General features: G+C 40.1%; 16 protein-coding genes. 12 read left to right on the plus strand and 4 right to left on the minus strand.

What is annotated here, in order from left to right:
• Nucleotides 1-2: 2 nt before the first annotated feature.
• Complete coding sequence (gene hflD, locus A3GE_RS0105595; protein ID WP_026215407.1) at nt 3-626, minus strand: high frequency lysogenization protein HflD; 624 nt, start codon at nt 624-626, stop codon at nt 3-5.
• Nucleotides 627-772: 146 nt separating this feature from the next.
• Here hflD and trpS point away from each other — a divergent pair, with 146 nt between their 5' ends.
• Together trpS and A3GE_RS0105605 are read left to right on the plus strand one after the other, a co-directional pair.
• Nucleotides 773-1,777, plus strand: coding sequence for a tryptophan--tRNA ligase (trpS, locus tag A3GE_RS0105600; protein WP_018356285.1), 1,005 nt, complete (start codon nt 773-775; stop codon nt 1,775-1,777).
• Nucleotides 1,778-1,801: 24 nt separating this feature from the next.
• Nucleotides 1,802-2,092: a YfcZ/YiiS family protein gene (locus A3GE_RS0105605; RefSeq protein WP_018356286.1), complete on the plus strand. Its 291-nt coding sequence runs from the start codon at nt 1,802-1,804 to the stop codon at nt 2,090-2,092.
• Nucleotides 2,093-2,140: 48 nt separating this feature from the next.
• Here the strand turns inward: A3GE_RS0105605 and A3GE_RS11815 are convergent, their stop codons facing one another.
• Entirely contained in the window at nt 2,141-2,293 is a 153-nt protein-coding gene (locus tag A3GE_RS11815; RefSeq protein WP_069029814.1) for a DUF1232 domain-containing protein, read from the minus strand.
• Nucleotides 2,294-2,308: 15 nt separating this feature from the next.
• Nucleotides 2,309-2,575, minus strand: a complete 267-nt coding sequence (locus A3GE_RS0105615; RefSeq protein WP_018356288.1) for a YfhL family 4Fe-4S dicluster ferredoxin — start codon at nt 2,573-2,575, stop codon at nt 2,309-2,311.
• Between the two features lie 83 nt (nt 2,576-2,658).
• Here A3GE_RS0105615 and A3GE_RS0105620 point away from each other — a divergent pair, with 83 nt between their 5' ends.
• From A3GE_RS0105620 to A3GE_RS0105655, 8 genes are all read left to right on the plus strand, one after another.
• Nucleotides 2,659-3,372: a ribonuclease T2 family protein gene (locus A3GE_RS0105620; protein ID WP_018356289.1), complete on the plus strand. Its 714-nt coding sequence runs from the start codon at nt 2,659-2,661 to the stop codon at nt 3,370-3,372.
• 91 nt (nt 3,373-3,463) lie between these two features.
• Nucleotides 3,464-4,627, plus strand: a complete 1,164-nt coding sequence (gene pgk / locus A3GE_RS0105625) for a phosphoglycerate kinase (RefSeq protein ID WP_018356290.1) — start codon at nt 3,464-3,466, stop codon at nt 4,625-4,627.
• An 85-nt stretch (nt 4,628-4,712) separates the two neighbouring features.
• Nucleotides 4,713-5,789 carry a class II fructose-bisphosphate aldolase gene (fbaA, locus tag A3GE_RS0105630; RefSeq protein WP_018356291.1) on the plus strand — a complete coding sequence of 359 codons (1,077 nt, stop codon included), beginning with the start codon at nt 4,713-4,715 and terminating at the stop codon, nt 5,787-5,789.
• A gap of 66 nt (nt 5,790-5,855) precedes the next feature.
• The gene (locus A3GE_RS0105635; RefSeq protein WP_018356292.1) at nt 5,856-7,112 is read left to right on the plus strand and encodes an O-antigen ligase family protein; all 1,257 of its coding nucleotides are present in this window, start codon (nt 5,856-5,858) and stop codon (nt 7,110-7,112) included.
• Complete coding sequence (locus A3GE_RS0105640; RefSeq protein ID WP_018356293.1) at nt 7,112-8,158, plus strand: glycosyltransferase family 9 protein; 1,047 nt, start codon at nt 7,112-7,114, stop codon at nt 8,156-8,158. Before A3GE_RS0105635 ends, A3GE_RS0105640 begins: the two co-directional genes overlap by 1 nt.
• A gap of 265 nt (nt 8,159-8,423) precedes the next feature.
• Nucleotides 8,424-8,966, plus strand: a complete 543-nt coding sequence (gene aroK, locus A3GE_RS0105645; RefSeq protein WP_018356294.1) for a shikimate kinase AroK — start codon at nt 8,424-8,426, stop codon at nt 8,964-8,966.
• Between the two features lie 40 nt (nt 8,967-9,006).
• Nucleotides 9,007-10,095: a 3-dehydroquinate synthase gene (gene aroB / locus A3GE_RS0105650; protein WP_018356295.1), complete on the plus strand. Its 1,089-nt coding sequence runs from the start codon at nt 9,007-9,009 to the stop codon at nt 10,093-10,095.
• Between the two features lies 1 nt (nt 10,096).
• The gene (locus A3GE_RS0105655) at nt 10,097-10,948 is read left to right on the plus strand and encodes a Dam family site-specific DNA-(adenine-N6)-methyltransferase (protein WP_018356296.1); all 852 of its coding nucleotides are present in this window, start codon (nt 10,097-10,099) and stop codon (nt 10,946-10,948) included.
• Here the strand turns inward: A3GE_RS0105655 and A3GE_RS0105660 are convergent.
• Nucleotides 10,938-11,267 (minus strand): DciA family protein, encoded by a 330-nt coding sequence (locus A3GE_RS0105660; RefSeq protein WP_018356297.1) that lies wholly within the window; start codon nt 11,265-11,267, stop codon nt 10,938-10,940. The two genes, A3GE_RS0105655 and A3GE_RS0105660, sit on opposite strands and share 11 nt — an antisense overlap.
• A 76-nt stretch (nt 11,268-11,343) precedes the next feature.
• Between A3GE_RS0105660 and secM the strand changes: the two genes are divergently transcribed.
• Nucleotides 11,344-11,643: a secA translation cis-regulator SecM gene (gene secM, locus A3GE_RS0105665; protein WP_018356298.1), complete on the plus strand. Its 300-nt coding sequence runs from the start codon at nt 11,344-11,346 to the stop codon at nt 11,641-11,643.
• Nucleotides 11,644-11,766: 123 nt separating this feature from the next.
• Nucleotides 11,767-14,463, plus strand: coding sequence for a preprotein translocase subunit SecA (secA, locus tag A3GE_RS0105670; RefSeq protein ID WP_018356299.1), 2,697 nt, complete (start codon nt 11,767-11,769; stop codon nt 14,461-14,463).
• Nucleotides 14,464-14,513 lie beyond the last annotated feature (50 nt).

A 14,513-nucleotide genomic window follows, 5' to 3' on the forward strand; every position in this document is an offset into this window, starting at 1 on the left:
AATTAAGAATAAATCGTTGAATAAATTTCTTTCGCTGCATTAATTATTTTGCTACGGAAGAATAATAATCGCCATTTATTGCCACCTACTTGTCGCCATAGCACGGTAGCACGAATGCCGGCAAGCAAACAGGCTCTAACTTTGTCTTGCACAAATTGTTGTTGTAGATAATTTTCGTTACCAATAATATGAATTCTTCGCCCCAAAGGACTGATGATATCAACATAAATATTAGCCATAATGGAAATCATCTGTGCATCAAGTGATTTGTGATATGCCCGTTGTTCCTGCAAGCGTTGAATACGTTGAGCCAGTTCGGATTTTGCTTCAGGGTTTTTATTCAGAATACCTTCTAAGCCCAATAAACTGCTCCAATAATTTACGATATTTTTATCATCAAGGGTGGACAGTTGTTCAATAAGTGTTTCCAAACCCAGTTTTAGAGGATGAATTTGCCCGCCAAAAACGGCAAGCGTGTTTTCCGGTCGGGTTTGAAAAAGGGAGTTGATGGTAGCGTGAAAAGCCTCCTGATTTTCCACTTTGCCTTTCATCGCAAGTTGATTGACCAATGCTGTGGATTGATAAATGCCGGCAAGTGCCAGCACCATGTCATGGTAATTTGTCATATAAAAACGTAATAGGCGTGATAAACAGGCTGAAATTGCACGCAATATAGCATTTTTACCGCCTGTTTTGAACTATCTCATTAAAAAAGAAGCGATCTTTTGATATGATACCGCCAATTTATTTTCAAGATGAGAAAGGATAAGTTATGGCAAAACCAATCGTATTTAGCGGTGTGCAGCCTTCCGGTGAATTGACTATCGGGAATTATTTAGGCGCACTACGTAATTGGGTGAAAATGCAAGATGATTATGAATGTATTTTCTGTGTGGTAGATTTACATGCGATCACGGTTCGCCAAGATCCGGCGGCACTGCGTAAAGCGACCCTTGATGTGGTGGCGCTTTATTTGGCATGCGGTATCGATCCTAATAAAGCAACGATTTTCGTACAATCTCATGTGCCGGAGCATACACAATTGGGCTGGGTGTTAAATTGCTATACTTATTTTGGTGAGATGAGCCGTATGACGCAATTTAAGGATAAATCGGCACGTTATGCGGAAAATATTAATGTGGGCTTGTTTGATTATCCGGTGTTGATGGCAGCGGATATTTTACTTTATCAGGCTAAAAGTGTGCCGGTGGGCGATGATCAAAAACAACATTTAGAAATTACGCGTGATATTGCAAACCGTTTTAACGCTCTTTATGGCGATATTTTCACCATTCCTGAGATTTTTATTGGTAAAGCCGGTGCACGCATTATGTCGTTGCAGGATCCTGAAAAGAAAATGTCAAAATCTGATGATAACCGCAATAATGTGGTGACGCTTTTAGAAGATCCGAAATCCGTGGCGAAAAAAATTAAACGTGCGGTGACTGATTCTGATGAGCCGCCTGTTGTTCGTTATGACGTAAAAAACAAAGCAGGGGTATCGAATCTATTGGATATTCTTTCTGCCGTAACGGATAAATCCATTGCTGAACTTGAACAAGAATTTGAAGGTAAAATGTACGGCCATTTAAAAACTGCGGTGGCTGATGAAGTGTCTAATTTACTTGCAGAGTTGCAGGCACGTTTTCATGAATATCGTAGCAACGAAGCCTTGCTTGATGAAGTTCTTCGCCAAGGTGCCGCAAAAGCACGGGCGAAAGCGCAGGAAACTCTCGCAAAAGTGTATGAAGCCGTGGGGTTTGTGGCGGCAAAATAGCGATTAATTAAAAAGGAGAGAAATATGGCAATTCAAACAGAAAGACCGGTTGAATGTGTCGGTTGTAACACCTTTGATATGAAATCATTGTTTGATAATCGGGATTGTACACAAGAGATCAACTATATCTATGACACCCAAGAGCAAGCGCAAACCGCTTTAGATTTTTTTACTCAGAAAGCTCGTGAGGTTGAAAGTGAACCTTGTGAAATTCAGGCGGAAATCAGTAAAGTCGATGACGGCTATTTATTAAAGGCAAAATTTGCTTTCTGTTGTCAGGCAGAATTGGTGATCTTCCAAATGAAGACGGCATAATATGGAAAAGTGCGGTTGAAATTCTCAGAGAAAATTAACCGCACTTTTTTATTTAGCAAGTAAAATTTTTATTAATAGCCACACGGCGGCCGCATCATCCACTAAACCCAAAGGTCCGAGTACGGCTTCCGGTAGAATATCGATAGGGCTAAACAGATAAATTAAAATCACCACGATTTTGAGTAATTTTGTTTTAGTCATTCGAGAAAACATGGCTTAACCTTTAAGTTTATCGGCATGATGGATCATCACAAAACGCTCCCAAAGTTGTTCTTCCGTTTCTTGATTGTCAGGATCTGGTTTAATACAGTTCGTAATCGGGCAAACTTTTTGGCAGGTTGGCGTATCATAATGTCCGACACATTCGGTACAAAGCACAGGATCAATGACATAAATTTCATCACCGACAGAAATCGCCTCATTGGGACACTCCGGTAAGCACATATCGCAGTTCGTGCATTTTTGCGTGATGAGTAATGCCATAATAATCCTTTACAATGTCTGAAATAGAAGGTGGCGGATTATAGCCGACAAACACAAAATTGACAAAAAAACAAACGTATTTTATGAAAAAACAGCTTTCTACACTTTCCATGATTGCCCTTGCTGCATTCAGCATTTGGCAATATTTTAGCGAAAATCAAAAGTTTTCTTCTCAAGCAGAATCTTCCACTCCCCAAAAAGGTAAAAGTGCGGTTAAAAATACAGATATTTTTGCCGATTACGATGTGATTATGCGTGATGATCCTATCGGACAAAATGCTAATGCGTCGGTGGATTATTATATGCTGGTGCTTTCTTGGTCACCGAGTTTTTGCGCTTCTCAGCGTGAAAAATATGGCAATCAGTTACCTTCGTCAGCGCAATATCAATGTGAAAATAACCGCACTTTTGGCTGGGTGGTGCACGGTTTATGGCCACAAAATGCCAAAGCTCGCTCTGTGGCGGATCATCCCCGTTTTTGCCAAGGGGATTTACCGGTGTTACCGAAATCAATTGTTGAACCTTATTTAACCTTATCGCCGGGGGCAAAACTATTGCAAGGAGAGTGGGAAAAACACGGTAGTTGTGCTTTTAATTCCGCAGAGCAATATTTTGCGAAAGAACAGGAATTATTTAATGGGCTGCGTTTACCGAAAGAAAATTTAAGCCGAAGTGAATTATTCCGTTGGATGAAACAAAACAATCCGCAGCTTAAAAACACCTATCTTGGTGCAAGCCGAAATGAATTATTTATTTGTTATAACAAGCAGTGGCAAGTGATTGATTGTCAGAAGTAATAAGGATTTCTTTGATCTAAATCGTTACAACCTAGCGAGATCTAGGTATAATAGGCGAAGTTTTAATTTTAACTAACCAAGAGGATAGATTATGTCAGTAATCAAGATGACCGACTTAGATTTAGCGGGCAAACGAGTGTTTATTCGCGCAGATCTTAATGTACCGGTGAAAGACGGCAAAGTGACTTCCGATGCACGTATCCGTGCAACCATCCCTACTTTGAAATTAGCTCTTGAAAAAGGCGCGAAAGTGATGGTGACTTCTCACTTAGGTCGTCCGACTGAAGGTGAATTTAAGCCTGAAGATTCTTTACAACCGGTTGTTGATTATTTGAACGAACATCTTGATGTTCCTGTGCGTTTAGTGCGTGATTACCTTGATGGCGTGGATGTGAAAGAAGGCGAAATCGTTGTTCTGGAAAACGTTCGTGTAAACAACGGTGAAAAGAAAAACGATCCTGAATTAGGTAAAAAATATGCCGCACTTTGTGATGTGTTTGTGATGGATGCATTCGGTACAGCACACCGTGCGCAAGCTTCAACTTATGGTGTTGCTGAATTTGCGCCGGTTGCTTGTGCGGGTCCGTTGCTTGCGGCTGAATTAGATGCTTTAGGTAAAGCATTGAAAGAACCTGCTCGCCCAATGGTGGCAATAGTGGGGGGTTCTAAAGTTTCCACCAAATTGGAAGTATTAAATTCTCTTTCAAAAATTGCAGATCAAATTATCGTGGGTGGCGGTATTGCAAATACATTCATTGCTGCCGCAGGTCACAATGTAGGCAAATCTTTGTATGAAGAAGATTTAATTCCAGTGGCAAAAGAATTAGCTGCAAGTACGGATATTCCTGTTCCTGTTGATGTACGTGTGGGAACAGAATTTTCTGAAACCGCACCGGCAACAGAAAAATCTGTGACTGAAGTGAAAGACGATGAATCCATTTTTGATATCGGTGATAAATCAGCAGAGCAATTGGCGGAAATCATCAAAAATGCGAAAACCGTTTTATGGAACGGTCCGGTAGGCGTGTTTGAATTTCCTAACTTCCGTAAAGGAACTGAAGTGATTTCCCATGCCATTGCCAATAGCGAAGCATTCTCTATTGCCGGTGGTGGCGATACCCTTGCGGCGATTGATTTATTTGGTATTGCAGATAAAATTTCCTACATTTCAACCGGTGGTGGTGCGTTCTTAGAATTTGTAGAAGGTAAAGTGTTACCGGCAGTAGAAATTCTTGAAAAACGTGCGAACGGTTAATTAACCGAATATGATGATGGTGTGTGGGTTGAATGATCCATGCACTGTGCAAAAATTCTCAACACTTAAAGAAGGAAACAATAAGATGGGTTTATTAAATATCGTAAAACCGGGTGTATTAACCGGTGAAGATGTTCAGAAAGTATTTGCTTATGCGAAAGAACATAATTTCGCAATCCCTGCGGTAAACTGTGTGGGTTCTGATTCTGTGAATGCGGTATTGGAAACGGCGGCACGCGTAAAAGCGCCGGTCATTGTTCAATTTTCTAACGGTGGTGCGTCTTTCTATGCGGGTAAAGGTCTCAAACCGGAGTCAGGTGCACGTGCAGATGTGCTAGGCGCAATTGCCGGAGCGAAACATGTACATACCCTTGCAAAAGAATATGGTGTACCGGTTATCCTTCATACCGACCACGCAGCGAAAAAATTACTTCCATGGATTGACGGTTTATTAGAAGCAGGTGAAAAACACTTTGCCGAAACCGGTCGCCCGTTATTCTCTTCTCATATGATCGATTTATCTGAAGAGCCAATGGAAGAGAATATGGCAATTTGCCGTGAATACCTTGCCCGTATGGATAAAATGGGTATGACCCTTGAGATTGAAATCGGCATCACAGGCGGTGAAGAAGACGGCGTAGATAATTCAGATGTTGAAGAATCCAAACTCTATACCCAGCCGGAAGACGTATTATACGTTTATGATCAATTAAATCCGGTAAGCCCGAATTTCACTGTTGCAGCGGCATTCGGTAATGTTCACGGTGTTTATAAACCGGGTAATGTGAAATTAAAACCGTCCATCTTAGGTGCATCACAAGAATTTGTTTCAAAAGAGCGTAATCTTTCGGCTAAACCAATCAACTTCGTATTCCATGGCGGTTCCGGTTCTTCTCGCGAAGAGATCCGTGAAGCAATCGGCTACGGTGCAATCAAAATGAACATTGATACCGATACGCAATGGGCGGCTTGGAACGGTATTTTAAACTTCTATAAAGCGAATGAAGCCTATTTACAAGGTCAATTAGGTAACCCTGAAGGTCCGGACGTACCAAATAAAAAATACTATGATCCGCGTGTTTGGTTAAGAAAAATGGAAGAATCTATGTCTAAACGCTTAGAACAATCTTTCGAAGACTTAAACTGTGTTGATGTTTTATAATCCACAAAAATAGCATAAAATACGACCGCACTTTTTAGTGCGGTTTTTTATTTTTGGTGATTATCTATGCAAATTTCAAAACAAAATTTATTGCCTTTTCTCGCAAATTTTAGCATCAGTTTCTTTTTTTTATCTGTGTTGGCATTTAAAGGCGGACATAATGTTGCACCGTTCTTTTTAATCACTTTAGGGATTGGCTACGGTATTTACGGATTAATTAAAAAGTTTAAATGGAACTTATCTCAAGAGGATAAATGGCTAATTTATAGCTATATTTTTTATTTTTCGGTATTTGTACTTTCGTTGTTTATAAATGAAGGAAGGGGAAGGGAACTGGATAATCCAAGCCGTGCTATTTTATTGATTCCTGCGTTAATTTTCCTATTAAGAATGTCCTTAAAATTATGTTCGGTCGTTTATGCTATCCCATTAGGCTCACTCATTGCCGGATTGGTTGCTCTTTATGATAAATTTATTTTACATAGTGCTATGGCTTATTCACCCAGAACTATGCAGATTCAAGGCGGTGATATTGCGATGTCATTAGGATTATTTAGTATCGTGGTCGGGCTTTATTACTGGCAAAAATCACAGAAAAAAATCAGCGCACTTTGTATTTTTGCATCCTTCTTTGGCATAGTGGGAAGTATTCTTTCAACGGCACGTGGAGGCTGGATTGTATTGCCTATTGTGCTGATTGTGATCTTGCTGATTTATAGTCGGTCATTATCAAAAGGTTTTTTCCTTAGTTTAATAGGCGTATTTGCGGTGGTAGCGGTGGGTGTTACCCAAATGCCAAATAGTCCTGTGATGGCGCGTCTCTCTTTAATTCAAAGTGATATTGCCGGATATGAGAAAAATAATGCGAATACCTCACTTGGATTACGTTTTGAAATGTGGAAAAGTGCGATTCAAATGATAAAAGAAAAACCGATTTTAGGCTGGGGAGAGCAAGGGGCGACAGACAAGCGTAAGCAAGATGTGAAAACCAAGGCAGTAATAGGGAATATAGGACGATTTACCCATGCACACAATCAATATCTTGATGATTTATCTAAGCGGGGTATTGTTGGATTCATCGCATTTTTAGGTATTTTACTTGTACCGTTTTATCAATTTAAACGTCGTTTAAACAGCACTTCTTCAGAAACAAAATTAATTGCCGCATTAGGAGTGGTGCATATTTTATCGGTTATGATTTATTGTTTGAGTCAAGGTTTTTTTGCGCATAATTCCGGTAATATTTTCTATCTTTTCTTAACAACAGTGTTTTATGCCATGTTAAAACAAAGTGAAAAAAGACAATCTTTGGAGCGAGTGTAATGGAAAAAATTCTGGTTATTCGTAATGATAAACTGGGTGATTTTATGCAGGCATGGCCGGCTTTTGCTATGCTGAAAGCGTCAAATCCTTCACTAAAATTGACCGCTCTTGTGCCAAGTTATACTGCACCGCTTGCAGAAATTTGTCCTTATTTGGATGATGTGATTGTTGATAGTAAAAAAGGCGACAAAGCAGATTTTAACCGCCTTATTGGTGAAATTAAAATAAGAAACTTTGATGCGATGATCAGTTTTTTTTCCAATACGCATAATGCTAAATTAGCGTGGAAAAGCGGAATTAAATACCGCCTTGCACCAGCGACAAAGCTGGTTCAATTTCTTTATAATCATCGTCTTACACAACGCCGTTCCCGTTCGGAAAAATCGGAAGCAGAATATAATCAGGATTTAGTTCGGGCTTTTTTAAAAAAATACAATATGCCGATTGTTGAACCCAAACCGCCCTATCTTGCATTTGATAAAAGTGCGGTTGAAAATCAGCGTGTTTTTTTACAAAAAAACTTAGGACTTTCAACGGATAAAAAATGGATTTTTGTGCATAGCGGTTCAGGGGGATCGGCAACCAATCTTTCGCTTGCTCAATATGCCGAATTAATTCAAGGATTACTCGCCGAGTTTGATTGCCAGATCGTGCTCACAGCCGGCCCCGATGAAAGTGAAAAAGCGCATGAACTTGCTCAATTAGTGGGGGATTCGCGTCTTGTGATTTACGATAAAAATAAAGGTTTGGTTGATTTTGCTCATTCCCTAGCTTGTGCGGATTTATTTATAGCGGGATCAACAGGACCTTTGCATTTAAGTAGTGCCTTTAATCTTCCAACGGTGGGGTTTTATCCTAATAGCCGTTCCTCTCAACCAAGGCGCTGGAAACCGATTAATGATCCAGATAAGCACCTTGCATTTTGTCCGCCAGCCGGTAAAGAAACACAAATGAATTTAGGCCTGATTTCAATTAATCGTGCTTTAGTTGGAATTATTCCTTTTATTCGTCGGATATGGCACATAAGGGATGAATTCAATGTTTAGAATTTTCCATAAAAATTGTTGCTACGAGACAGAATGGAAAGGAAAATTTAATCGCCACTTTAGTAGGTAAGCAAAAATTAAACGATTTTTGACCACACTTTAGGCTTATTTAAAAATAAATTCCCTTTAAAGGTTGAAAATTAAGGTGGTTTATTGCGATAATCCCCATTATTTTTTGGGTGATCTTTTGGCAGCCTTCATTTCATGGTTTTGCTTAGTGTTAAGAAGATCAATTTGAGTAAATTTATCATTAGAAAAAAGAGTAATGGCAGAAAAACGTAATATTTTTTTAGTAGGCCCTATGGGTGCGGGTAAAAGCACAATTGGTCGTCAATTAGCACAACAGTTAAATATGGATTTTTTAGATTCTGACGCAGTGATTGAAGAACGTTCGGGCGCAGATATCGGTTGGATTTTTGATTTAGAAGGCGAAGAAGGTTTTCGTAAACGTGAAGAACGTATCATTAATGAATTAACCCAAATGCAAGGCATTGTTCTCTCGACCGGTGGCGGAACGGTGCTTTCAAAGGACAGTCGTAACTATTTATCAGCACGTGGTATTGTGATTTATCTGGAAACGACCGTAGATAAACAATTCCAACGTACACAACGGGATAAAAAACGCCCTCTCTTGCAAGATGTGGAAGATCCTCGCCAAGTATTGGAAGATCTTGCGAAAATCCGTAACCCATTATATGAAGAAATTGCGGATATTACTCTCCCGACCGATGACCAAAACGCCAAAGTGATGGTGAATCAAATTATTGATTTAATTGATAATATGAATGGACTCAATGGCTCTCTTTAGCTTTATTAGCTGTATTTAATCATTATTGTAAGGATAAATTATGCAGTGCATAAATGTGGAATTACAAGAACGTCGTTATCCGATTTTAATCGGTAGTGGTTTGTTACAAGATAAACATCGCTATCCGGTTGAAGATGGGGAACGAGTGATGATTGTGAGCAATCCAACGATCGCACAATTTTATCTGAAAACAGTGACCGATACTCTTGAAAAGCGAGGTTGTGTTGTTGATTATATTTTGCTACCTGATGGTGAAAAGTATAAGACGCTTGATTCTCTCAATCTGATTTTTACCAAACTTTTACAAGGTAACCACGGTCGTGATACAACCATCATCGCACTTGGTGGCGGCGTTATCGGAGATGTTGCAGGTTTTGCTGCGGCAAGCTATCAGCGAGGTGTCCGCTTAATTCAAATTCCGACTACCTTACTTTCCCAAGTTGATTCCTCCGTAGGGGGCAAAACAGCGGTCAATCATGAATTTGGTAAGAACATGATTGGTGCGTTCTATCAACCTAGCGCAGTGATGATTGATACGCTTACGTTGAATACCTTACCAAAGCGTGAAGTCAATGCTGGTCTTGCGGAAGTCATTAAATACGGTGCCATTCTAGACGATGAATTTTTTGAATGGTTAGAAAAGAATATTGATGATCTTGTGGCGCTGAAACAAGAGGCACTTCAGCATTGTATTGCCCTCTGCTGTCAAATAAAAGCGGATGTTGTGGCGCGCGATGAAACGGAGAAAGGCGATCGTGCCCTATTAAATCTTGGGCATACTTTTGGTCATGCTATTGAGACACATCTTGGCTATGGCAACTGGTTACATGGTGAAGCGGTTTCCGTGGGAATGATGATGGCAGCCGTACTTTCGGAGGAATTGGGCAATATTTCCGTAGAAAATGTCGCCCGTTTAGAAAAATTACTTGCCCGCGCCAATTTACCCACTGTATCACCGGATGGTATGCAACCGGAAGACTATCTGCCCCATATGATGCGCGATAAAAAAGTACTCGCCGGTAAATTACGCCTTATATTGCTTAAATCGCTAGGACAAGCTTATGTGGCAACAGACACGGATCATAAGCTTGTGCTAAATGCTATCTGCCGTTGTTCTCAAGCGGACTAAAATGTTACGTCCGAAAAAACAAATTAAATCTAAAATAAAGCACCGCCCGTTTTTGAAATGGGCGGGTGGTAAATTTCGATTAACGGACGATATTAACAAAGCCTTCCCAAAGAAAAAGCAATGTTTGATTGAGCCTTTTGTAGGTGCAGGAGCCGTATTTTTAAATTCTAATTTTGAGCGCTATATTCTGGCGGATATTAACCCTGATTTGATTAATTTATTTAATATTGTTAAAGATAACGTAGATCAATATATTGACGCTTGTAAACCGATTTTCTTTTCACCTCATGCCAATACGCCCGAGTACTATTACGCGAAACGCCAACAATTCAATGAATCCCGCGATCCCTTTGAACGTTCTGTCATTTTTCTTTATCTAAATCGATTTGGTTTTAATGGGCTGTGTCGTTATAACAGTAAAAATGAATTTAATGTGCCTTTTGGTGATTATAAAACCCATTATTTCCCGGAGGATGAACTGCGTTATTTTGCGTACAAAGCTCAAAGTGCGGTTTTTTTATGTAGTGATTTTAAACAAACTTTTGAATTGGCGGATAAAACATCGGTGATTTACTGTGACCCACCTTATGCGCCGTTGCAACAAACGACTAATTTCACCGGCTATGCAGGCAATGAATTTGATTTGGAACATCAACGAGCCTTAGCAGAACTCGCTAAAAAAGTACAAAAGGAACAGCAGATCTCAGTTTTGATTTCTAACCACGATATAAAATTTACCCGAGAAATTTACAAAGGCGCGAAATTTAAACGGGTCAAAGTGCAGCGTTCAATTAGCCAAAATTCAGAAAAACGGGTGAAAGTGAAAGAGTTGATTGCGATTTTTAAGGCATAGCTCTGTTAAATTCAGGACTGATCTTCAAATCAAGTTTTTTTATCTGTGGGTAATCTTTTTGAATCAATGTTAATAAATCCAGTTGGCGAAACAGCATTCCTTGTCTAACAATCGCATTTGCTACTTCAATAAATATTGTATCCCCGTTTATTTGACCTATACGAAATAAACCTTGAAATTCTTGGGGGAAAGTGCGGTTAAATTTTTGGTTTAATTCATGTATTGCCAAACCTTTTTGCATTATTTGAGCAAAGGATGACTGTTCCATTATCTCGACAATATTCACGGCTTTTTGATAACGTTCTACCTTGTTTTTCATGAAATAACCCCAATAAATGACATCAGTTTCGATTTCCGCTACAATACACGCAATTTTTGTAATAAACAACGAGATGATGATTTCAGGCAAAACCAAGCAGAATTTTTGGTCGCGATTACTTTTAAGTATGATCGCCATCTTTGCCTTGCCTAATGCTCAAAGTTTAGAAAATCAGCCGGCGGAAAACTATTTATCCAATGTATCGGTTCAACAAGTGTTGGAAACGGTAAAAGTGTTGCGCAATGAGCAACATCAACAATTCCAGCAACCCTCTATTTCCCACTCAACAAAAAAACAACTTGAAATTCAACCGCACTTTATCGCGGAAGTATTGAATTCTCAAGCCCCTATTCGTGCAGGCCCTTTACTTATTTAATTTCTGATTTTCTATAATCGGTACGAATTTGGAAAATTCGTATTATAAGATCATTGTGATATGCAAAATTTAAGAAATTTCACATATTGATCATTTTAACCTATTATTTTTTAAAGAGAAATTATGAGTATTTTAACAAAAATCTTTGGTAGTCGTAACGACCGTATTTTACGTAAACTTAAAAAACAAGTTATCAAAATTAATAAATTGGAACCGGAATTTGAAGCTCTAACCGATGAACAACTTCGTGCTAAAACTGATGAATTCCGTGATCGTTTGAATGCAGGCGAAACCTTACAAGATATTTTACCGGAAGCCTTCGCTACGGTGCGTGAAGCGAGTAAACGTGTGTTGGGTATGCGCCACTTTGATGTTCAGCTTGTGGGTGGGATGGTACTCACCAACCGCTGTATTGCAGAAATGCGTACCGGTGAAGGGAAAACCTTAACCGCAACGTTGCCTTGTTACCTTATCGCCCTTGAAGGAAAAGGCGTACACGTAGTTACCGTAAATGATTACTTAGCACGCCGAGATGCAGAAACCAATCGCCCATTATTTGAATTTTTAGGGATGAGTGTAGGGGTGAATATTCCGGGCTTGCCGCCGGAAGCAAAACGTGCCGCTTACGCAGCAGATATTACTTACGCCACCAATAGCGAGCTTGGTTTTGACTATTTACGCGATAATTTAGCTCATTCGAAAGAAGAACGTTTCCAACGCACCTTAGGTTATGCGTTGGTGGATGAAGTGGATTCTATTTTAATTGATGAAGCCCGTACTCCGTTAATTATTTCCGGTCAGGCGGAAGACAGTTCGGATCTTTATATTGCTGTTAATAAGTTGATTCCTAGTTTGATTAAACAAGAAAAGGAGGATACCGAAGAATATCAGGGGGAAGGCGATTTCACGCTGGATCTTAAATCTAAACAGGCACACCTCACCGAACGCGGGCAGGAAAAAGTCGAAAATTGGTTAATTGAACAAGGGTTAATGTCGGAGGGGGACTCGCTTTATTCACCGGGTCGTATTGTCTTATTACATCACGTTATGGCGGCATTACGTGCGCATACTTTGTTTGAGCGTGATGTGGACTATATTGTAAAAGATGGTGAAATCGTGATCGTAGATGAACATACCGGTCGAACCATGGCTGGGCGTCGTTGGTCTGACGGTTTACATCAAGCCATTGAAGCCAAAGAAGGGGTGGAAATTAAGAGTGAGAACCAAACCGTTGCCTCTATTTCTTACCAAAACTACTTCCGTTTGTATGAAAAATTGGCTGGGATGACGGGAACGGCGGATACCGAAGCCTTTGAATTCCAGCAAATTTATGGTTTAGAAACTGTGGTGATTCCAACAAATCGCCCAATGATTCGAGATGATCGCACTGATTTGATGTTTGAAAACGAAGAATACAAATTTAATGCGATTATTGAGGATATAAAAGATTGTGTCGCTCGCCAACAACCGGTATTAGTGGGGACAATCTCTGTTGAGAAATCGGAAGAATTATCGAAAGCCTTGGATAAAGCGGGTATCAAACACAATGTATTAAATGCGAAATTCCACCAACAAGAAGCGGAAATTATAGCTGAGGCTGGTTACCCTGGGGCGGTAACTATCGCAACCAATATGGCAGGACGTGGTACAGATATTATCCTAGGTGGTAACTGGAGAGCGCAGGCAGCCAAATTAGATAATCCGACTCAAGAACAAATTGATGCTTTAAAAGCAGAGTGGGAGAAAAATCACGAAATTGTGATGAAAGCAGGAGGATTGCATATTATCGGTACGGAGCGTCACGAATCACGCCGTATCGACAACCAGTTACGTGGTCGTTCCGGCCGTCAAGGTGACCCCGGCTCGTCCCGTTTCTATCTTTCTTTGGAAGATGGTTTGATGCGAATTTACCTCAATGAAGGCAAGCTCAACTTAATGCGTAAAGCCTTCACTGTGCCGGGAGAGGCGATGGAATCTAAAATGTTGGCGAAAGTGATTGCTTCTGCACAAGCGAAAGTCGAAGCATTCCATTTTGATGGTCGTAAAAATCTCCTTGAGTATGATGATGTCGCCAATGATCAACGACACGCCATTTATGAGCAGCGTAATCACTTGTTGGATAACGATGATATTTCAGACACCATCAAAGCAATTCGCCATGATGTATTTAACAATGTGATTAATCAATATATTCCACCACAATCTTTGGAAGAACAGTGGGATATCAAAGGGCTTGAAGAACGTCTTACGCAAGAGTTCGGTATGGAATTACCGATTGAGCATTGGTTGGAAAAAGATAGTAACCTTCACGAAGAAAACTTGCGTGAACGCATTGTAGAAATTGCAGAAGAAGAATACAAAGAAAAAGAAGCGCTTGCCGGTGAAGAAACTATGCGTCATTTTGAAAAAGGCGTGATGTTACAAACGCTAGATGAGCTTTGGAAAGAGCATTTGGCGGCGATGGATTATCTTCGTCAAGGGATTCATTTACGCGGCTATGCGCAAAAAGATCCGAAACAGGAATACAAAAAAGAGTCTTTCCGTATGTTTACGGAAATGCTCGATTCTTTAAAACATCAGGTTATTACGACTCTCACTCGTGTCCGTGTCCGTACTCAAGAGGAAGTTGAGGAAGCGGAACGTTTGCGTCAAGAAATGGCAGCACGTGAAACTCAGAGTCATAAGCCTGTAGATGAAAATAGTTCGGCAGAACAGGCGGAAGATTATTCTGATCGCCATGTAGGACGAAATGAGCCTTGTCCTTGCGGTTCCGGCAAGAAATATAAACATTGCCATGGTAGCCGCGCTAAGTATAATTAATGGCACTCACTAAAAGTGCGGTTGTTTTGACCGCACTTTTTTCATATTGG

Source organism: Rodentibacter pneumotropicus DSM 21403, from assembly GCF_000379905.1.
Taxonomy (GTDB): Bacteria; Pseudomonadota; Gammaproteobacteria; order Enterobacterales; family Pasteurellaceae; genus Rodentibacter; species Rodentibacter pneumotropicus.